18 protein-coding genes are annotated in these 19,759 nt (G+C 39.0%); 2 read left to right on the top strand and 16 right to left on the bottom strand.

Annotated features, from left to right (window positions below; all coding sequences use genetic code 11):
* Positions 1-17: 17 nt before the first annotated feature.
* From SFC47_RS14640 to dapA, 8 genes are all read right to left on the bottom strand, one after another.
* The gene (locus SFC47_RS14640; RefSeq protein ID WP_411255036.1) at positions 18-1,616 is read right to left on the bottom strand and encodes a PTS transporter subunit EIIC; all 1,599 of its coding nucleotides are present in this window, start codon (positions 1,614-1,616) and stop codon (positions 18-20) included.
* Positions 1,617-1,734: 118 nt separating this feature from the next.
* Positions 1,735-2,508, bottom strand: coding sequence for a MurR/RpiR family transcriptional regulator (locus tag SFC47_RS14635; RefSeq protein ID WP_411255035.1), 774 nt, complete (start codon positions 2,506-2,508; stop codon positions 1,735-1,737).
* Positions 2,509-2,695: 187 nt separating this feature from the next.
* Positions 2,696-3,400 (bottom strand): FadR/GntR family transcriptional regulator, encoded by a 705-nt coding sequence (locus SFC47_RS14630; protein ID WP_411255034.1) that lies wholly within the window; start codon positions 3,398-3,400, stop codon positions 2,696-2,698.
* Between the two features lie 113 nt (positions 3,401-3,513).
* Positions 3,514-4,641, bottom strand: coding sequence for a glycerate kinase family protein (locus tag SFC47_RS14625; RefSeq protein ID WP_411255033.1), 1,128 nt, complete (start codon positions 4,639-4,641; stop codon positions 3,514-3,516).
* A 75-nt stretch (positions 4,642-4,716) separates the two neighbouring features.
* Positions 4,717-6,072 carry a glucarate dehydratase gene (gene gudD, locus SFC47_RS14620; RefSeq protein WP_411255032.1) on the bottom strand — a complete coding sequence of 452 codons (1,356 nt, stop codon included), beginning with the start codon at positions 6,070-6,072 and terminating at the stop codon, positions 4,717-4,719.
* A 91-nt stretch (positions 6,073-6,163) separates the two neighbouring features.
* Positions 6,164-7,048 carry a 2-hydroxy-3-oxopropionate reductase gene (gene garR, locus SFC47_RS14615; RefSeq protein ID WP_411255031.1) on the bottom strand — a complete coding sequence of 295 codons (885 nt, stop codon included), beginning with the start codon at positions 7,046-7,048 and terminating at the stop codon, positions 6,164-6,166.
* Between the two features lie 70 nt (positions 7,049-7,118).
* Positions 7,119-8,444: a gluconate:H+ symporter gene (locus SFC47_RS14610; RefSeq protein ID WP_411255030.1), complete on the bottom strand. Its 1,326-nt coding sequence runs from the start codon at positions 8,442-8,444 to the stop codon at positions 7,119-7,121.
* 25 nt (positions 8,445-8,469) lie between these two features.
* The gene (dapA, locus tag SFC47_RS14605; protein WP_411255029.1) at positions 8,470-9,366 is read right to left on the bottom strand and encodes a 4-hydroxy-tetrahydrodipicolinate synthase; all 897 of its coding nucleotides are present in this window, start codon (positions 9,364-9,366) and stop codon (positions 8,470-8,472) included.
* Positions 9,367-9,908: 542 nt separating this feature from the next.
* Here dapA and SFC47_RS14600 point away from each other — a divergent pair.
* Entirely contained in the window at positions 9,909-10,961 is a 1,053-nt protein-coding gene (locus tag SFC47_RS14600) for a CdaR family transcriptional regulator (protein WP_411255028.1), read from the top strand.
* 31 nt (positions 10,962-10,992) lie between these two features.
* Here SFC47_RS14600 and SFC47_RS14595 read toward each other — a convergent pair whose 3' ends face one another.
* Positions 10,993-12,324 carry a hypothetical protein gene (locus tag SFC47_RS14595; protein ID WP_411255027.1) on the bottom strand — a complete coding sequence of 444 codons (1,332 nt, stop codon included), beginning with the start codon at positions 12,322-12,324 and terminating at the stop codon, positions 10,993-10,995.
* Between the two features lie 151 nt (positions 12,325-12,475).
* Between SFC47_RS14595 and SFC47_RS14590 the strand changes: the two genes are divergently transcribed.
* Entirely contained in the window at positions 12,476-12,622 is a 147-nt protein-coding gene (locus SFC47_RS14590; RefSeq protein ID WP_411255026.1) for a hypothetical protein, read from the top strand.
* A 185-nt stretch (positions 12,623-12,807) separates the two neighbouring features.
* Here SFC47_RS14590 and rlmH read toward each other — a convergent pair whose 3' ends face one another.
* From rlmH to walK, 7 genes are all read right to left on the bottom strand, one after another.
* Positions 12,808-13,287 (bottom strand): 23S rRNA (pseudouridine(1915)-N(3))-methyltransferase RlmH, encoded by a 480-nt coding sequence (gene rlmH / locus SFC47_RS14585; RefSeq protein ID WP_411255025.1) that lies wholly within the window; start codon positions 13,285-13,287, stop codon positions 12,808-12,810.
* A gap of 161 nt (positions 13,288-13,448) precedes the next feature.
* Entirely contained in the window at positions 13,449-13,547 is a 99-nt protein-coding gene (locus tag SFC47_RS14580) for a CxxH/CxxC protein (RefSeq protein WP_411255024.1), read from the bottom strand.
* A 120-nt stretch (positions 13,548-13,667) separates the two neighbouring features.
* On the bottom strand, positions 13,668-14,900 hold the full coding sequence (locus tag SFC47_RS14575) for a S1C family serine protease (protein WP_411255023.1): 1,233 nt from the start codon (positions 14,898-14,900) through the stop codon (positions 13,668-13,670).
* Positions 14,901-15,029: 129 nt separating this feature from the next.
* Positions 15,030-15,824, bottom strand: coding sequence for an MBL fold metallo-hydrolase (locus SFC47_RS14570; protein ID WP_411255022.1), 795 nt, complete (start codon positions 15,822-15,824; stop codon positions 15,030-15,032).
* A gap of 20 nt (positions 15,825-15,844) precedes the next feature.
* Positions 15,845-16,630, bottom strand: coding sequence for a two-component system regulatory protein YycI (locus SFC47_RS14565; protein ID WP_411255021.1), 786 nt, complete (start codon positions 16,628-16,630; stop codon positions 15,845-15,847).
* Entirely contained in the window at positions 16,617-17,939 is a 1,323-nt protein-coding gene (locus SFC47_RS14560; RefSeq protein WP_411255020.1) for a YycH family regulatory protein, read from the bottom strand. Before SFC47_RS14560 ends, SFC47_RS14565 begins: the two co-directional genes overlap by 14 nt.
* Positions 17,936-19,759 (bottom strand): cell wall metabolism sensor histidine kinase WalK, encoded by a 1,824-nt coding sequence (walK, locus tag SFC47_RS14555; protein ID WP_411255019.1) that lies wholly within the window; start codon positions 19,757-19,759, stop codon positions 17,936-17,938. Before walK ends, SFC47_RS14560 begins: the two co-directional genes overlap by 4 nt.

The raw sequence follows: 19,759 nt of genomic DNA, 5'->3' as shown, positions 1-19,759 counted from the left end.
TTTGTTGTCTCTAGGTTCTATTCGTTTGTTGATAATCCTAAATAGCTGTCGACAGCTTTCCGAATGTTTGTTACCTGTAAGCCATAAACAACCTGCACATTCTTATCTTTAATCACGACTCCACTGGCACCTGTTTCTCTTTTCAATACGTCTTCGTTGACCTTTTCAGGGTTATCCAGTGTTAAACGGAGTCTTGTGTAACAATTTGTTACGGTATTAATGTTGCTCGCTCCGCCTAATGCATCAACAATCACTGGAGCAATTCCATTATTCGACTGTGGCTCGGGAGTCCCAGTAACTCCTTTACTTTTCTTTTCATAGTCTTTTTTCGAATATAATTTCGTCTCTTCGTTTTCATCTTCTCTTCCGATTGTTTTAAAGTTAAATTTCACAATTAGGAAACGGAAGACCACATAGTAAGCAGCAAAGGAGAATAATCCAACTACGATATACATTGGCCAATGTGTTTTTTCAACTCCAAGCGGTACATTGAACAATAGGAAGTCAATCATTCCATTTGGGCCAATGGCACGGATATCCAATAAATGATACGCCATCATCCCTAAACCACTCAATGCAGCATGAACAACAAATAATAATGGTGCTACAAACAGGAATGAAAATTCAATTGGTTCTGTCACACCAGCAATAAAGGATGTAACGGCAGCCGGAATTAAAATCGCCTTTACTTTGCCTTTATTTTCAGGCTTCGCAACGTGGTACATGGCTAAACACGCACCAATTAAACCAAACATTTTTGAAATACCGCGAGCATCCCAAACGACACTTGATGAAAGCTCTTTTACAGTTGGATCGATAATTTCTGCATAGTAAATATTTCTTGCACCTTCGTATACTTGGCCGCCGATTTCTGCAACACCGCCCAATGATGTATATAAAAATGGCGTATAGATTAAGTGGTGCAGTCCAGTTGGAATTAACAAACGTTCCAAAGCCCCATATAAGAAAATTCCAAAGCTTCCGCTATGTTGGATTAGACCTCCAAGATTGTTAATTCCAGCTTGGAAAAATGGCCAGATGAACGTAAGCACAACTGATAACAACACAAGTACAGGAATCAGGACTATAAAGACAAATCGTGATCCGCCGTAAATTTGAAACGCACCTTTGAACTCTGTATCAATAAATTTGTTATGAACGATAGCGGTTACAATACCAAGAATAAGTCCCAGAAACACACCCATATCAAGGATTTGAACGCCCAACACAAAAGTTTGTCCGGTTCCCTGCAAGGATTCCCCTTCATAAAGAACTCCAGTGAGCTGCATAAATTTATTCATAGCGTTTACAAATACCAAATAACCTAATAGGGATGTAAACCCTGCGATTGCTTTGTCTTTATTCGCCAAACCAATTGCTATCCCGACACAGAATATCAGTCCCAAATTGGTAAGAATCGAAACCAATGATCCAGTAAGGATTGTTCCAAAACCAGTAGTGATCGGATTATCTAAAAACGGAAATACCTCCATCAACCTTGGGTTGGTAAATAGATTTCCAAATGCAATTAAAATACCCTCAATCGGCAAAATAAGTATTGGAATGAACATCGCTTTTGAAAAGCGCTGCATGCCTTCCATGACTTTTGCTTTCATTTTGCCTTCCCCCTTTTATTATGTTTTTATATTTGACAGGTTTAGAATACAATGTAAACGTTTTACAGTCGATAGATTCCACGTAATAAAGAACGTGTTTCAAACATTGAAACACGTTTCACTCATTTCTATCTTTTTTTGGTATTAATGTTCCTACATACTGTTTAACAATATTTTCAAACATCAGCATTAGACCGGGGAAAAAACTATTCGGCAGCATGTTTCTATCGTCTAACTTATTATGGTCGATGATTTTAAAATTTAAATCGGAGAGCAGCGCAATCCGATTTTCCGTTTCTTTTGTGAAAGAAACAGTAAAAATATGATGCTCTTTGGCAGCCTGGATTTTATCGAGGACAAGCTGTGTTTCACCTGATTTGGAAATGACCACTAAGGCACCGATATCTTCGAGATTATTTTCAAATACGCCAATCGAATCGGTTCCACTGGCAAAAATTGTTTTTCTTCCAAGTACTAATAGTTTTTTGTACAAATACTCTGCAGCAATCGCAGAAAAACCTGTAGCATAAATAAAAATATAGCTTTGCCTAAGATTTAAAACTTTCTTTATGAAGGTTTCAATATCTTCCATTGAATTATGTTTCATAAAATCCTTAGAATGAATCTCAAGAAAGTCCTCCATTACGCCGCCTTCTGGTAAATCTGCCTTTTTAACTAAAGGGAGGAGATGGTAATACATATCGATGAATCCTGTATAGCCTAGCTTTTTCGAAAGGCGGATTACAGTTGCAGGAGAGGTAAAGTTCTCTTTCGCTAAATTTCGTACTCCCATTTGCAAGACTTTGTCAATGTTATTAATGATATAGCGTACAATTTGGACTTCTATTTCTGATAAATTTTTCCCTTGAATAATTTTGCTTATATCTACCATAAGTTCTTCACTCTCTCACTTCTGACATTGTTGCAGTTTGTAACAGAAAAATCTCATTTACTTATGATAGGGCTCACCGCTCCTATGTAAAAGGCAGTTTTTTAGACCTAAATTGTCCTCTATCATGGTTAGGTAACAATGGAAGGATATATATCCCACTAACTTGGTGTTAACGATAGAAATCACTTTAATTATCTTCGGGGTATTCTATTAGCACTTTTTGTCGAACGTAATCAAGATGCAGGTACATTTGATGAAATGCCTCAAAGGGATCCCGTTTTTCCAATGCCTTGTAAATTGCCATGTGATGTTGAATCGTTCGTTCCGGTTCACGAACTTTAATTTCTTTATTGATTTTTACAAGAGTTATGATTAATGAATCAACCATCCCTTCCACAACGGGATTATTGGCACTTAAGGCAATAATCCGATGAAATTCTATATCGGCCTCCCCATAGTCCTTATCCGAGTTTTCTGCGATGAAATCAATGGTTTGTTTCAGTCTCTTAAGCTCTTCCTTACTAATCTTCTCCGCTGCAATAGTAATTAATCCTAATTCCAATGCCATACGTGCTTCAATCATGGCCCGCAGATTGTTGTGCGCCAAGGATAGCATAATTGAAAAAGGATTACTGCTAATTTTATTATTAAAGTACGTACCTTCACGCGTTTTCCGCGTAATAACTCCTAAAGATTCAAGAGAGCTGAGTGCCTCACGTAACACTGGACGACTGACATTCAGGATGTCCATTAATTCCATTTCCGTTGGGAGCTTATCTCCTGGTTTCATCTGCCCAGTGACCAGCAGTTGTATAATACTTTCAACTACTTGTTTGGATAACGTGGTGCGGCTAATTGATTTGACTTTTATTTTTCTAGGATTTAAATCCATTTTAAGGCTCCTTGTGTTACCATTTTGTAAGCATATTATAATATAATAGTATTTCTTTTTCATTAAGCAAAAATAAACGCTGCAAAAGTCCTTCTGCAGCGCGTTGATAATTTCTATATTCTTAATACACGGCAAATATTTTCTGCCGCGGCAGCTAAATTTTCCTCCCCATATGCAAGGGCTTCTTCTAAAGTCGTTACCCCTTTTTGTATCCCAATGATGGCAGTAAACCCATTTTCGTATAAAGACTCTACTCCATTCCCAATTCGGCCGGCAAAGGCAATAACAGGAACAGAATATTTACTTGCTATAGCAGCTACCCCATAAGGTGTTTTTCCAAACAAAGTCTGGCCGTCTATGCTGCCTTCGCCTGTAAAAACGAAGTCTGCCCCTTTCACTACATCCTCAAGCCCGGTATACTCTATGACTAGATCAATTCCCTTTTTTAACCGGGCCTGTAAAAAGGCCATTAACCCCCAACCAAGTCCGCCTGCAGCCCCAGCACCATCCACATGGGCATAATCCTTACTTAATTGTTTCTTTGTCACATCAGCGAAATGGGCTAGGTTTTGATCAAGAGTCCTCACCATTTCAGGAGTTGCACCCTTTTGTGGGCCAAATATAGATGATGCCCCATTTTCACCAATTAAGGGATTCGTCACATCACAAGCTACATCTATTTTAACTGAATGAATTCGTGAATCCATTCCACTTATATCAACGGAATGCAGCCGACTTAACACACCTCCGCCAAACGGCAGCTCCTGGCCATAGCGGTCCTTAAGAGAAACTCCTAAAGCTTGCAGCATTCCCGCTCCGCCATCGTTGGTGGCACTGCCTCCAATTCCAATCAAAAACCGTTTGACACCTTGATCTAGGGCATGCTTGAATAGTTGACCGGTGCCATAGGTTGTTGTCAATAACGGGTTTCGGTCTTCCAGTTTAAGTAACTCAAGTCCGCTGGCACTGGCCATTTCAATAACAGCAGTCTGGCCTTCGTCTATTAGGCCATATTCTGCTATCACGTTTTCGCCTAGCGGACCGGTTACTTCTGTTTTAATTATTTTCCCTTTCAACCCACTTACCAGTGATTCTACTGTTCCTTCCCCGCCGTCAGCCATCGGAGCAATGACACATTCCGCATTGGGAAAAACAGCCATAATTCCTTTTTCCATTGCAAGGCAAGCCTTCCTGGCTGACATACTTTCCTTAAATGAATCGGGTGCTAGTACAAACTTCATATTAATCGATCCTTTACATTTGATGGTCTTTCTACTTTAAAAAAGGAGGGTGACTATTTCAGCCACCCTTCGATTTTAGCGAACAAGACACGGACGCTTGTTATCAAATTTCCAGCCAGGGATGTAGAACTGCATACCGACTGCATCATCACGAGAACCTAATCCCATATTATTATATAATTCATTTGCTTTCATGATTTGATCCATATCCACTTCAATACCTAAGCCTGGTTTATTCGGAACAGCAAGGTGTCCATCAACAATTTTATACGGGTCCTTCGTTAACCGTTCAATACCTTCCTGCCAAATCCAGTGCGTATCAATCGCGGTAATTTCACCTGGTGCTGCTGCAGCAACCTGCGTGAACATCGCTAGTGAAATATCAAAATGGTTATTAGAGTGAGATCCCCACGTTAACCCAAACTCATTGCACATTTGCGCTACTCGTACAGAGCCTTGCATGGTCCAGAAATGTGGATCAGCAAGCGGTATCGTCACACTTTGTAATTGTACCGCATGAGCCATTTGTCTCCAGTCAGTTGCAATCATGTTGGTTGCCGTTGGAAGACCAGTTTGTTTTCTAAACTCAGCCATAATTTCACGGCCTGAATAGCCATTTTCTGCACCACAAGGATCTTCTGCGTAAGCAAGAATACCGTGCATATCCTTACATAACTCAACAGCTTCTTTTAATGACCATGCGCCGTTAGGATCTATTGTAATTCTAGCATCCGGGAATTTTTCTTTTAAAGCTTTAATAGCTTTCATTTCTTCTTTTCCTTCAAGCACGCCGCCTTTTAGTTTAAAGTCCTTGAAGCCATATAATTCTTGAGAAGCTTCCGCCAGACGTACCACTGCTTCCGGAGTTAGCGCCTCCTCGTGACGGATACGATACCATTCATTTTCAGCTTCTGGGTTGCTATAGTAAGGAAGATCTGTCCTATTGCGATCTCCGATATAGAACAAATAACCAAGAGTTTTTACGCGATCACGCTGCTGGCCTTCACCTAACAAAGCTGCAACTGGTACATTTAGATGTTGTCCTAATAAATCGAGTAATGCCGCTTCCACAGCCGTTACCGCATGAATCGTGATCCGTAAGTCAAAGGTTTGCAGACCACGGCCGCCTGAATCACGACTCTCAAAGGTTTTACGCATTGTATTTAAGATATTGTTATAGTTTCCAATCGATGAACCTAGAACTAACGGCTTCGCATCCTCTAGTGTCTGACGGATCCCTTCACCGCCCGGGACTTCACCAACACCAGTATTTCCATCGCTATCCTTCAGAATAACGATATTTCTTGTAAAATAAGCACCGTGCGCCCCACTAAGATTGAGAAGCATACTATCGCGGCCCGCAACAGGGATAACAGACATTTCAGTAACGACTGGAGTAACATTCACTACATTAGTTGTTGTGGTATTCATTGTGATTTCTCCTATCATATGGTTTTTTTTGAGAGAACGTGGTCTACTATTGCCACGTTCTTTATAGGGTTTGAAACGTTTATGTCTCCGATTAACGGCTAATTTCAGTGTTTGCTAACTTTTCATAGTATTTTAATAATGCACTATGGTCGTCAAATTCATTTCCATCTGCTTTTAATGTATACATCATTTCTAACACAGCTGCTGTTAATGGCGCTGGAGAACCGAATTCGTGACTAGTTTCTAGTGCGTTCATTAAGTCTTTAATGTGCAAGTTGATACGGAAACCTGGATTGAAGTTGCGATCTAGCATCATTGGTGCCTTTGCATCTAATACTGTGCTTCCTGCTAAACCTCCGCGTATTGCCTGGTATACTGCTTCTGGATTAACACCCGCTTTTTGTGCTAATACAAATGCTTCAGAGACAGCTGCGATATTAAGGGCAACGATTACCTGGTTAGCAAGCTTGGTTACGTTTCCTGCACCAATTTCACCCACATGGACAACCGAACCAGCCATGGCAGCTAGTACATCCTTCACTTCCTCGAATACTTCCTTCTTACCGCCCACCATAACAGAGATGGTGCCATCAATCGCTTTTGGTTCTCCCCCGGAAACTGGAGCATCTAGCATATCAACGCCTTTTTCTACTAGGGCACGATAAATTTCTTGTGATGCTGCAGGGGCAATGGAGCTCATATCGATAAAAATAAGTCCTTCCCGAGCACCTTCGATTAGTCCATTTTCTCCTAAAGCAACTGCTTTTACGTTTGGAGAGTTTGGAAGCATAGTAATTACGATATCGGTTCTTTCTGCGATTTCCTTCGGAGTAGATGCAATTTCCGCTCCTAAAGCCTCAAGTTCTTCTACTGCTGATTTATTAAAATCACTGACTACTAATTGATAGCCTGCTTTGATCAAGTTCTTGCTCATTGGCTTACCCATAATTCCTAGTCCAATAAATCCAATTTTCATTTTAAATTCCTCCAATATTCTTTATTAGAGAGGAAGCAGCCTAGTACTTCCTCTATACTTTAGTAAATTTTTATCCTATAAAACTATTTAGAATTAATACTCCTATCAAACCAAGGATACCTAATGCAGTTGTATAGGTTGTTCTAACTTTCAAGGCATCCGCAACGGATAAGTTAAGGAATTCCTTAAACATCCAGAAACCTGGGTCGGTTACGTGAGAGAAAGCAACACTTCCGCATGAAACTGCAAGTACCATTAATTCCATCGGTATTCCTGACGCTTGAGCGATTGGAAGCACCACTCCGGCAGCTGTCATAACAGCAACCGTTGCTGAGCCAAGAGCAATACGTAAGATTGCAGCGATTAACCAAGCAAGAATGATTGGAGACATATCCCAGCCATCTGTTATTGATTTGATGTAATCCGCAATACCGCCATCCACTAATACCTGCTTAAATGCTCCCCCTGCCCCAATAACCAAAATGATCATGGCCATTGGCTTAACAGCATCGGAACAAGACTTCATTACATCTTTTAAAGGTCGGCCAATTCTTGGTCCAAGTAGCCACATTGAGATGAGTACGCCAACTAATAATGCTGTTTCGGATGAACCGATGAAACTCATAACATGTCTAAAGCCGTTATCTTCTGGTAAGAACAAGGTGTTAATAGCATCAATGGCAATCAGAACTACTGGAATAAGAGCAACGAAAATACTGACTCCAAAAGATGGCATTTCTTCGTCTTTAAACTGCTTTGCAGAAACAAGCCCCTCTGGAATGGCAGGATTAATTTTCTTAAAGAAAGGCACTCTAGTCCATATATAGGCAATGAACGTCGCTACAGGTATCGCAATCATTAAACCGTATAAAAGAGTTAATCCCATATCGGCTTCGAACACGCCAACTACAGCTGCTGGCCCCGGGTGTGGCGGGAGAAAGCTATGGGTAGTAGATAACCCAATTGCCATTGGTAAAGCAACCCATAAGAGATTTAACTTTGTTTGACGAACAATAACGAATACAAGTGGAATTAATAACACAAAAGCAACTTCAAAGAACATGGTAACACCCAGAACAAAGGCAGTAATCAATATAGCAAGCTGAACACGTTTAATTCCCATTTTGTTGACTAGGCTGGTAGCAATCCGCTGTGCGGCACCTGCATCAGCCATAACCGTTCCAAGCATTGCGCCTAGGCCAACAATAATGGCTGTTCCGCTGAGTTGACCGCCAAGACCATCACCAATGGTTTCCCAAATTTGTTCCATTGGCATTCCTACAAGAAAACCCACAAATATAGAAGTCAAGAGTAGCGATATGAACCCGTTCATTTTTAGAGGGATCATTAAAATAAGTAAAAGGACAACTGCTAAGGCAACATACAATAACGGCATGTTATTTCTTCCTTCCCTTAGGAAATTAATAAATTTGGTATAATCCTAAATCCTTCAACACATCTTCTAAAACTTTCTTACTCTCAGAAGTCATCTCTGCAGCAGGTCCGAACGCATAACCCACATCAATTCCTACCATTCTTAAACCTTCTTTTAACACAACTGGGAATGTTGCTTTATCCACTGCCAAGCGTAATGGAGCAAGTTTAAACTGTAACTCTAGTGATTTTTGATAGTCGCCGGCAACAAACGTATTATAAATTTCGGATACTAATTTAGGAGCAATGTTACCTGTACTTGCGATAGCACCGCTCCCCCCGTGGCATAGACCTGCATAGATGAGTGTATCCCTCCCTGCAAGAACGGTGAATGACTCGCGATCTGTCACTCGAAGATACTCAGCCATTCTTGTCATATCCCCGCTGCTATCCTTAATTCCGATAATATTATCAACCTTAGAGAGCTCTTTACACGAATTAACTTCGATTTTCACTTGTGTCCTTGCTTCATTTCCATATAGGATAATCGGCAATTCCGTAGAATTTGCAATCGCTGTAAAATGTTCAATCAACTCACTTTGTGTTGGTGACATGAAATAGGGAGTTAATACCGAGAGTGCAGAAACACCGCCAACTTCTGAAACCATCTTGGCTGTTTGGATACAATCCCTAGTCGTAATTTCACTAGCACCACAATAAACGGGTACTCTGCCTGCAGTATGTTCAACCGTCACTTCCACCACTCGGCGCTTCTGCTCATTGGTTAATCCGTAGATTTCGCCGCTGCTTCCCAGGATAAATAAGCCATGAACACCACCAGCTATGGTATAATCAATCACTTGTTTTAATGCGTTTTCCATTAAGTTGCCATTACGATCCAATGGTGTTACTAATGCGGGTATGACTCCATGTGGTTTAAACATTGTTTTGCCTCCTTCTATTCTTTCTAAATTAATATTGTCCGATTTATGAACCTCTTCACATAACTTATTTTTCAAAAGTCTATTATTTTCTTTGGTACTATTTGCAACTTAGTAATCTAATAATATCCTCTTTATGCTAAGAAATGATGCGATGTTTGTGACAGGTTTCGGACATGATCAAATTTGTCTTACTTAATCAATTTTTTTGCTTGTGAATTTATTCACAATTCAATTGTAAACGGTTTTTACGTATAAATCTTCATTCAGTTTACTAAGGAATAAGGATATTTTTTTAGGCAAATGAACAAAGGATTTGTTATTTTACTACCTTCCAGAAAAGTCAATATCTATTTTGTGACTATAAAATTACAATAAATCAACATATTATAAAATTTAAGGATTTAAAGTAACCGTTTACAATATTTATTGTATAATTGTCTTACAAATAAAGCATTATTCAAATTACTAAGAATCTCTATTTTTTTTTAGTCAAATAAACAAAAAGAATCTATAATCCCTTTCACATAGGAGGCCCATAAATAATGAAGATAAATAGATTACTAGCCCAAGAAATTGCTAATAAGGTTATGATGGTTATCCCTTATAATGTAAATATTATGGATGAAACCGGGATGATTATAGGAAGCGGAGACGCTGATCGAATGGGCACTTATCATCAAGGAGCCATGTTAGCCGTGGAACAGGGGTTGATTGTTTCCATTTCTGATGAAGGAGAATCGTCAAAACCTGGTGTCAATATTCCAATCCGCTTCAAAAACAACATCGTCGGGGTGATTGGAATTAGCGGGGAACCCAAAATTGTCGAACCTTTTGCTGAATTAGTGCGTGTTACAGCGGAATTGTTGATTGATCAGGAATTTTTATTTAAAGAGCGCAGAATAAAAGAGCAAATGAAAGAAGAATTCTTATACCAATGGGTGTTTCGTCTCGATGAGTATGATGAGGCGTTTATCAATAATGGGGAGGCCATTGGCATCAATCTGAAAATGGAACGTAAAGCAATAATCGTAAAGGGAGAAACGATAAAAGAACCCTATTTGAAAGATCAAGAGTTTTCATTCAAACTCAATAAATCTACCTTATTGTTCATTGTGCCAAGTGATAGTAATCTCTTAGTAAGATTGGAGCCAATCATTACCCAGCAAAGTACTAAAATCGGCATTGGTAACAGCAGCACACATATCGTGAAATCTGTGCAGGCAGCAAGACGAGCGATTGAAATCGTCGAAAAGCTAGAGTTATCCGCCACTTGCTGTGATTATCAAGAGTTAAAGTTTATTGATTATCTTACAAATAAAGACCAATCCTTTAATGAAATGAGTAGTTACTTTGCTGAACTTGAAGCAACTCCAAAGGGACAAGAGCTGATTGAAACACTTCTTTGTTATATAAAAAACAGCGGGGATATGAATGCCATCTCTTCGGAACTTCATATCCATCGGAATAGCTTAGCTTATCGACTGCAAAGAATTGAGATTCTAACGAACAAAAATCCAAAGAAATTTACTGATTTATTTCAACTTTATACGGGGTTTATCATTAATAAAATACAAAATAAGCCTTCACCTATTTAACAGGGAGGCTTATTTTTTTATTTTCTACGAATCAACTAATATATGAAATAATGGCAATCCCTATTAAAGCAAATATTGATAAATGGAGCCCATTCGCCCGAAGTCCGGTTTGCATGCCGGAAATCCCAGAAAAGCGGCTCACCATTAAATTCAGGCCAGAGAATGGACTCAATGCAGTAGAAATCGACCAAACCAGCAATAGAAGCAAGGCTAGTGCAATATTACTCATTCCTAATTCCGCTGCATTTAATTGCATGGCCAATGCTCCAACGATCGCAATTTGGTGAATCCCCAAATACGTTATAATCAGGACAATCAACATAACTGCAAAGGCAAATAAGATAAATGATTGGTGTGCCAGTTGGCCTAGGAAGGAACTAACTCTATTGGCTGCGCTCGTTCCTTTCAATGCAAATGCTAACATACCAGCACTCATAAATAATATTATTTCGTTATTCAGCGTTAAAACTGTTCGGTCCCGATAATCAATGAGTGACTGCCCCATTACTTTCCACTCTTTCGTAACAAGACCAGAAAGGACCGGTAAAATGAGCGAAACTAAGCATACAATCACAATCATGGACCAATGGGTGATAACCTCAATAAGCAAACAAGACCCCATTAGGATTACAACAAATAATACAAGTTTCCAAAGCTTATTACGATGGGATTTTTCCAGCGGTACCACCTTCTTCAACTCGTCCGTAAGCGGATTAGCACTTTCCCAGAAAGCAAATAGAATATTTCCTACTAACAGGGATAATAAAGATAGACCCAATCCATAAGCGATATAATCCTTAAACGAAATTTCCAGGTAGTGAAGAACAAGCGATACCGACCCGAAGTACGGGGACCATAGAATCGCAGTGGCAAAGCCAACATGATAACTTTTGGCAGACATGATGGAAGGAAGCTTAATTTCTTCTAAAAATTCATGAACGATTCGAACCGAACCCAAGTTTAAAATGGGAGCTAAAAAAAATAACGTACCCGTAATTCCGGCATATAGCTTTTTGGGCTGATGCAGTAAATGACGGAGAAGAACTGCAATGGAGCAAAAGTAGCCAACTAGTCTTAATGGAATGGATAATAAAGGTGCCAAAATAAGTAGGCAAAGCAATGGCAGAATTAAATAGACTCCGTCACTTATGCCTTCTATACCGGTTCCTTTCTTCCATTCAATCACTATACCTGCAGACATCATGACCATTCCAAGCATCCGTGGAAAACGGCCAGCTTTGAAGGCACTGCCTATAAAGGCCACTAAAGAAAAGCCGACCACGACAAATTGAATCCATTCTATCCTTGTAAAATATTGAACTAAATATAATACACACATTCCCAAAATGAGATAACTGCGCATGAAAAACTCTCCTGACTGAGAAATCTGTTATAATCATTTATTGTTAGATGGAATGTGATTAAAGTCAAAGTAATTTTTTTGACAATTCAGTGGCAGCTTATGTATATAGATATTTTTATAACCATACTAATAGGTAAGGAGGTGGTAGTAAATGGACCGTGAAAGTGCTAATGAAAGACAGACTATTATTTCAAAGATTTACTCCATTCTTGAAGAAGCCAAAAGAAAGAATCTAATGGACTGGGGCGAATTAGAAATTGCAGAAAGCATCCTACAGGATCATACCAGAAAAAGTTAATCAAAGTTTGAGGAAAATCCCTATTCGTCTTCATCATGAATAGGGATTTATTTTATCAAATGGAAAACTGTCTCTACTCCTTCACTATCTTTGCAATGATTGCGTCAAGATAATCATGGTAAAAGAAATTAGTCCTGAAGATACATCAATCTCCACAGCTCAAATAGTTCTTCAAAAAACTACCTCTATTTGTGATAAGGCTCATTCCGATTTATCCTAAACGCCCGATAAATCTGCTCCACCAATATGAGTTTCATCAACTGATGGGGAAAGGTCATTTTTGAAAAAGAAAGCTTTTCATTCGCACGTTTAAGTACCTCTTCACTTAATCCTAACGATCCGCCAATAATAAAGGCAATCTTACTCTTCCCATACGTGGCTAGTTTATCTAATGTATCTGCAAGTTCTTCAGATGATTGCATTTTTCCATTAATGGCTAATGCAATGACATATGTATCCTGGCTGATCTTTGCCAGTATTCTTTCTCCCTCTTTTTGCTTGACCTGAATCATTTCCAATTCACTAAGTTCTTCTGGTGCCTTTTCGTCAGGCACCTCAATCACTTCCACTTTTGCGTAGGAGTTCAACCGCTTTAAATATTCATCTATTCCCATTTTCAAATATTTTTCTTTTAATTTGCCAACACTGACAATTGAGATATTCACAATCCACAACCCTCTTTTTTATATTACAAACAGTTTACAAACAAGATATCCACAGAAGTTATCCACATGTCCACATTTTTTATCCACATCTTGTATGGAATCATTTGTTCGCCACAATATATACAGCTGTATTTTGACAATATTCACAGTCTGTTGATAAGTTATCCCCAGTTATTTTCGGGTAATACGAGAAACGTTTCAAACTCATCCACAACCATATCCAATGCTAAATCTACATGTTCCTCGCAGCAATAAATCAAATTCCACGCTTCCTTTCATTAAGAACTTAATTTTATTATTTGCTATCCTGCTTGCCTCATTCAGTTCATAATCATACCATAAAAAAACAGAAAGGTGCTGACACCTTTCTGCTGAGTCTATTAGGACCTATCTTCTGCTAATGTAATCGTAGTAGTTTTCAACTTACCTTCTCGGTAGAACTTTATCTCCATCTGGTCGCCAATCTTGGTCTCTTGATATAAGTGCTTTCTAAGATCTATGACGTCATGTATCGTTTCGCCATCCATTTCCACGATCACATCAAGCTCTTGTAATCCAGCCTGCTGTGCAGGTGAATTTGGAACAACTTGCCTTAGCGCTACTCCATAGTTGATATCCCTCGGCAGTTTTAATGCTTCCTCTTGATAATAGCCAGGAATTTCAGCAACAGACTTTAAATCCACTCCCATATATGGCCGCTTCACCACACCAAACTGCTCAAGGTCATTAATAATTGGACGTGCATAGTTAATTGGAATTGATAATCCAATCCCTTCAACAGCATTTTGAGCGATTTTCATCGAGTTAATTCCAATCAGCTGACCGCCAATATTAATTAGCGCGCCGCCGCTGTTACCTGGATTAATGGCTGCATCTGTTTGTAATACTTCTGCCTGCCAATCCATAATGCCATCCTGATTAATATCAACGGGAATGGTTCGGTTGATCCCTGAAATGATCCCTTGAGTAACAGAGCCCGAGAAAGTTGCCCCGAGCGGATTTCCAATCGCCATAACGGGTTCCCCCATCTTTAAAGCATCTGAATTACCAAATTCAGCGATTTTTTTAATCTTCTCTGCACTAATTTCAAGAACAGCTAAATCTGTCCATATATCGCCGCCCAGAAGTTTAGCAGGAATCTTCGTGCCATCATTTAACGTGACTTCTAACTGAGTCGCACCTTCTACCACATGCTGGTTGGTTACCACGTACGCTTTATCTCCAGCCTTTTTATAAATTACACCTGACCCCGTTCCAGCAGGGCCTTGGTCATCACCAGACTCATCGGACCAAAAATTTGATGTTTGAATATTATTTATTCCCACTACAGCATCTGCAGCCTTATCAATCGCCTTGGTTGTATCCGTATTTACATCGTATGATACCTGCTGCTGAATAAAATTTTCTTGATTATCATCATTTCCGCCAGCAGATTGATTATTGTTTGGCTGAACATTATAAGGAAGGAACCCTTGGTTGGATAATGCAGGTATGGAAATGACAACTAGCATTGCACCAAGTATGGCACCGACAATACTTGCGAAAAAATATCCTCCTCTATTTCCACTCTTTTTCTGGTAACGCCCTTGTGAATGATCATCATAATAACCCATTTTCACCACGTCTCCCTTTCGTAAGCAACTAATTAATATTTTGGCTTATACTTACAATTATACTCTGTCCAATTTCATTTTATAAAAAAAAGAACAAAGATACCAATCAAGTATCTTTGTTCTTACTCATTAAACGGCTGTTAAAATTGTTGGTACTTTAGGGTCTGTGTCGTAGAGGTCAAACTGCTCTCCGACAATCAATCCCTGGCTTTGAAGCGTCTGTGCTACTGACATTCTTGCTAAGTCCTTCATATTGTTGTCGAGACTTAAATGGGCAAGGTAAACCCGCCTTGTTTTGTCGCCGATGACCTCACTCATTGCAATCGCTGCATCTTCATTCGAAACATGTCCTACATCACTTAAGATCCTTCGTTTAATGTTCCAAGGATATTTTCCCATTCTAAGCATTTGTACATCATGATTGGACTCAAAAATATAGGCATCTGCATTTGAGATGATCCCTTTCATTCGATCACTTACATAACCTGTATCTGTAATTAAAACCAATTTCTTGCCAGTATGATGGAAAACATAAAACATCGGCTCTGCAGCATCATGCGAGACTCCGAAGGATTCAATATCGGTTGCACCAAAGCTTTTTATACTTTCTGTACTAAAGATCATCTTCTGCTCTGTTGGAATTTCGCCTACATTCCGTTCCATTGCCCGCCAAGTGTTTTCATTCGCATAAACCGGAAGTTTATATTTACGCGCTAGTACACCAATTCCTTTAATATGGTCTGAGTGTTCATGGGTCACAAATATTCCTGATAATTTACTTATATCTCGATTTATATGTTGAAAAAATGCCTCCATCTGCTTGCCGCTAAATCCTGCATCTACTAGGAAGGAATGCTCGTCTGATTCAACATAAAGCGAATTCCCCGTACTTCCGCTCGCTAAAATGCTATAACGTAATGACATACTTTTTTCACTCCACATCCCTAATTTTCATCGCTGTTAAATTCTATAATCTGTCCTTCTAGCGCATTAACATAAAGACTTTCTTTATCATCAACTACAAACCGCCATGTTGGAGCTAATGCTTGCGAGGCCGCAAGCTGAATTAAGGTAGAATAACCAAGTTCGACTTTTGTAATTTTACTTTTTGGCATGAGAGCACCCTTTTGATGCAGTGTTTCCAATGCCTTCAAGGGAGGAAGGATTTCCTCCTTTTCTGTCATTTTTGCTATATCTTCAAGATAAGTCTGTTCGTAGGATACAATTTGATTATGATCATCAATATGAAAAGTAATCATTCCACTTAGATTTTCATATAAAGTCATATTCTCATAATGTTGAAAGTAGATGATTGTGTTTTTCTTATCATCCTTCTTCCAAAATTGATACTGATCGCCGTACAAAACATTATCCTTAACAAAAGGGGTTAACTCGGCTGCTTCAAATTTAGGCTTTAAAGCAATCGGCTTATCAAGCTTCACATTCAATACTGTGCTGGGTTCCTTCAAAACTACTGTTTGCCCCTTCAATTTTGCACTGTCATCCCTTGTAAACATTTTGGGCTTTGCACTTAAATACTGGTCCTCAATAGGTGCCTTTGGCAGCTCTTTAAACACAATATCCTCTTGCTCCAGCTTCTCTACAAAGGAGGCCTCTGTGACGACTTCATATTGATTTGCATCTCTCACTTTCATAAATTGAAATAAAAGATAAACATCTAATATGAGGAAGGTTAAGATAAAAATCGTCTTAATTTTACTCCAATCCATGCAGCAATCCTCCCAGGTCTTCCTTCGAGATTTGTCCCCATGTCTGGTTATAACGGTAAAACCAAGCAGGCTCTAGGAGAATCAGTTTATTTTCACCATTATCCCTTGTCATCTTATATCCTAAAACCAGCTGCTCTAGTAATTCTGGCTTAAAGTTCTTTTTACTTCTGAGATAGCCTAGTACCTCTGATCCTTTAGGAAGTGTTACCTTTACCATTTCAGTCGTTAACGGCAGCTCTAAGGCTATATTCGGCCTGGTATATTTCGTTATTTCATTTCTGCCCCAAACTTCTTTAATCTCTGACATCCCGCTCTCATTAAAGACGGGATAACCATCATTATTATACAAACGAAACGTTACCGACTTCCTTTTTACATCCTTGGCCACATAACGATAAGGGTCTGTCCAGCCGCCATGGCCATTTATAAAATCAATGCTCCTCATTAACAAATCATAAGCGTTGTCGACATAATCGGACTCCCCAGTTGGATTCACATAAAGCAGCATATTGGTATCATGATTAACCGTCATCTTACTTGATGCATCACTAAATTCTTCGATATCAGATACCGTTCCCCTTTGCACAGTCCTCGGATCACTAAATAATGCTGCTTTGAATGCCTCTGAGTTAAGGACAACAGGTAAATAAGTATATTCCATCATCTCTATATTTCCATCTGGGATAAAAACAGTCCGCTCGTCAGTTGCTTCATACGCGAAATAGCGCTGATACTGATCCGCATTTCTATAAAAATCACGACTGAATTCATTTAATAAATCAGGTGATATATGACTGATAAAAACCTGCCGATAGTCAGAAGAAATGAAGTATACGATCCCATTGCCCTTTTCAGAATCCTCAAAGTTAATAATGATTCGGTTGAAACTAAAGGCAGGAATTCTTTTTTCTTCGAATTTTAATACACTCCTGTAAATTTCAATCGGAATATCAGTTGGAAATACAATTTCTGCATTGCCATTTCCATGCACTAACTCTTTAATATCCGCTATATTATTAGAATGATTTTTTACATCATAGAATGACCATTGCCTTATTTCACTCATGATCTTAATAATCTCATCAGCATTTGTTGTTCCATTATGCTGGCCGTTCCGATGAAATAGCACCAGATCAGGAGTGATAACCTCATGTAGTTGACGCTTTTCCTTTAACGTTACTTCCTCAACATAATTATCATTTTTCATCATGTCAAAATTAGGCTGATACGTCCATAGATTCCAGGTTAACACAATACTAACCAGGATGAGAAAAGTTAATATGACTGATTTACTGTTTTCATAATTCATGACCATTCATCCTCTTCAGATTGCTCGTATGGCAGGGAGAAGGAAATTTCAGTTCCTTTCCCTTCTTCACTAACAGCCCAAATCATGCCTCCATGAACATTAACCATTTCCTTTGCAATGGCCAAACCTAAGCCCGTACCACCCAATTTTCTTGTTCTTGCTTTATCGACACGATAAAAACGATCAAAGACTTTCGAGATATTTTCCTTCGGTATTCCTACCCCTTGATCAGAGATGCTGACGATAATTTTTTCTTTCTCCTCTTTTATTGAAAAAGTAACTTGTCCCCCTTCTGGAGAATACTTGAGTGCATTCGATATAATATTGTAAAGTACCTGAGTCATCTTATCTTCATCAATTTCTACAAAGATAGCATGAGCTGGGAGCAATCTTAGAAAGCTTACATTTTGCTCTTTTGACATTTCAAAACGATCAATAATCCGGTGAAAGAAGTCAACAAAATTTACCCATTCTTTTGAGAGTCGATAATCTGTACTGTCTAGTTTGGAAAGTTGAAGAAGGTCATTCACTAAGCGAATCATTCTTTCCGTTTCAGTCCGCGTAACCTCTAAAAAGTTAGGTGCAATTTCTTCATCTTTCCACGCACCATCTGCCAATGCTTCCAAATAGCTTCTCATGGTAGTAAGAGGTGTTCTTAACTCATGCGATACATTGGCAACAAACTCTCTTCTTTCTGACTCTATTTTTTCTTGATCCGTAATATCGTGAAGAACCGCAATCAGCCCATTTACAAATCCAGTCTCTTTTTGGATCACTGAAAAATTGGCACGAAGGATATAGGGTTCTTTCTTTGTACTATAATCCAAAATTAATGAATCTTTTTCATCTAATAAGTCTTCAAATGAATTCGTATCATTTAAACCTAGTAAAGAAACAATGGGCTGTGAGAGAACTGTTTCACGTGAAACATTCAGCATCTCTGCAGCCGGTTCATTGATCAGGATTACTCTGCCTTTTCGATCTGTCGCAATTACTCCATCAGTCATATAAGATAAGACAGAGGAAAGCTTTCTTCTTTCTCCCTCCGTCATGGCCTGAGCCTCTTGAAGCTTTTTCGTTAAATTGTTAAAGGTAATGGCTAATGTTCCAATTTCATCTTGCCCATATACCCGAACCTTTCGCGAAAAATTTCCTTTTGCCATAGCAAGTGCCTGCTTTTTCATGTCTGTAATCGGTCTTGTGATTGTCTGTGCCAAAAGGATTCCTAAAATAGCCGTAATCGCTAATGCAATCCCTGTACCTGTTGCAAAAATACCATTGATGGTTTTCATCTGGGTAAATACATTTTCTATCTTTGCTTCTAAATAAATTGCACCAATCACATTATTACCTGATTTTATCGGGGTCGAAAGGACCCATATCCGATGACCGCCATTCTCATCAATTCTGATACTGCTCGAATCTTCACCCAGATTGATGGATTGGGTAATTCGGCGTTCAGTCGTCCGCTGTCCCACGACTCCTTGGTTTGAATCGGATGTTCCAAGAATTTTACGAGATTTCCCTTCGATAACCCTAACCTCAAAAATATCAGCAGATTCAAAATCACGGAGGATTTTTCTAATTTCGTCTTCAAGGGTAGGATCTTCGGGAGTTCTTTTTCTTTCCATCTCTTCAACGACATTATAGGCAAGCAGATTAACGCGTTCTTTAATAGAAGTTTGAAAATTGGTCCTTAATGTTTCTTCAAGCTGCCTGACAAAATAAACGCCAATAATCTGCATCGCAACTAAAATGAGCAGTACATAGATGATGACGAATTTTACATGTATGGAACGGAAAAAACTAACCTTTTTCAT

This window comes from Neobacillus niacini (genome assembly GCF_046591715.1).
Taxonomy (GTDB): domain Bacteria; phylum Bacillota; class Bacilli; order Bacillales; family Cytobacillaceae; genus Neobacillus; species Neobacillus niacini_L.
This window is presented reverse-complemented; position numbering and strand designations above follow the sequence as displayed.

Bases quoted from the DNA above. Each gene is read 5' to 3' on its own strand.
- garR (WP_411255031.1), bottom strand. From the start codon at position 7,048: ATGAAAATTGGATTTATTGGACTAGGAATTATGGGTAAGCCAATGAGC.
- SFC47_RS14640 (WP_411255036.1), bottom strand. From the start codon at position 1,616: ATGAAAGCAAAAGTCATGGAAGGCATGCAGCGCTTTTCAAAAGCGATG.
- SFC47_RS14635 (WP_411255035.1), bottom strand. From the start codon at position 2,508: ATGGTAGATATAAGCAAAATTATTCAAGGGAAAAATTTATCAGAAATA.
- SFC47_RS14625 (WP_411255033.1), bottom strand. From the start codon at position 4,641: ATGAAGTTTGTACTAGCACCCGATTCATTTAAGGAAAGTATGTCAGCC.
- SFC47_RS14575 (WP_411255023.1), bottom strand. From the start codon at position 14,900: ATGGGTTATTATGATGATCATTCACAAGGGCGTTACCAGAAAAAGAGT.
- SFC47_RS14565 (WP_411255021.1), bottom strand. From the start codon at position 16,630: ATGGATTGGAGTAAAATTAAGACGATTTTTATCTTAACCTTCCTCATA.
- SFC47_RS14560 (WP_411255020.1), bottom strand. From the start codon at position 17,939: ATGAATTATGAAAACAGTAAATCAGTCATATTAACTTTTCTCATCCTG.
- gudD (WP_411255032.1), bottom strand. From the start codon at position 6,072: ATGAATACCACAACAACTAATGTAGTGAATGTTACTCCAGTCGTTACT.
- SFC47_RS14595 (WP_411255027.1), bottom strand. From the start codon at position 12,324: ATGCGCAGTTATCTCATTTTGGGAATGTGTGTATTATATTTAGTTCAA.
- SFC47_RS14600 (WP_411255028.1), top strand. From the start codon at position 9,909: ATGAAGATAAATAGATTACTAGCCCAAGAAATTGCTAATAAGGTTATG.
- SFC47_RS14570 (WP_411255022.1), bottom strand. From the start codon at position 15,824: ATGTCATTACGTTATAGCATTTTAGCGAGCGGAAGTACGGGGAATTCG.
- SFC47_RS14590 (WP_411255026.1), top strand. From the start codon at position 12,476: ATGGACCGTGAAAGTGCTAATGAAAGACAGACTATTATTTCAAAGATT.
- walK (WP_411255019.1), bottom strand. From the start codon at position 19,759: ATGAAAAAGGTTAGTTTTTTCCGTTCCATACATGTAAAATTCGTCATC.
- SFC47_RS14630 (WP_411255034.1), bottom strand. From the start codon at position 3,400: ATGGATTTAAATCCTAGAAAAATAAAAGTCAAATCAATTAGCCGCACC.
- dapA (WP_411255029.1), bottom strand. From the start codon at position 9,366: ATGTTTAAACCACATGGAGTCATACCCGCATTAGTAACACCATTGGAT.
- SFC47_RS14610 (WP_411255030.1), bottom strand. From the start codon at position 8,444: ATGCCGTTATTGTATGTTGCCTTAGCAGTTGTCCTTTTACTTATTTTA.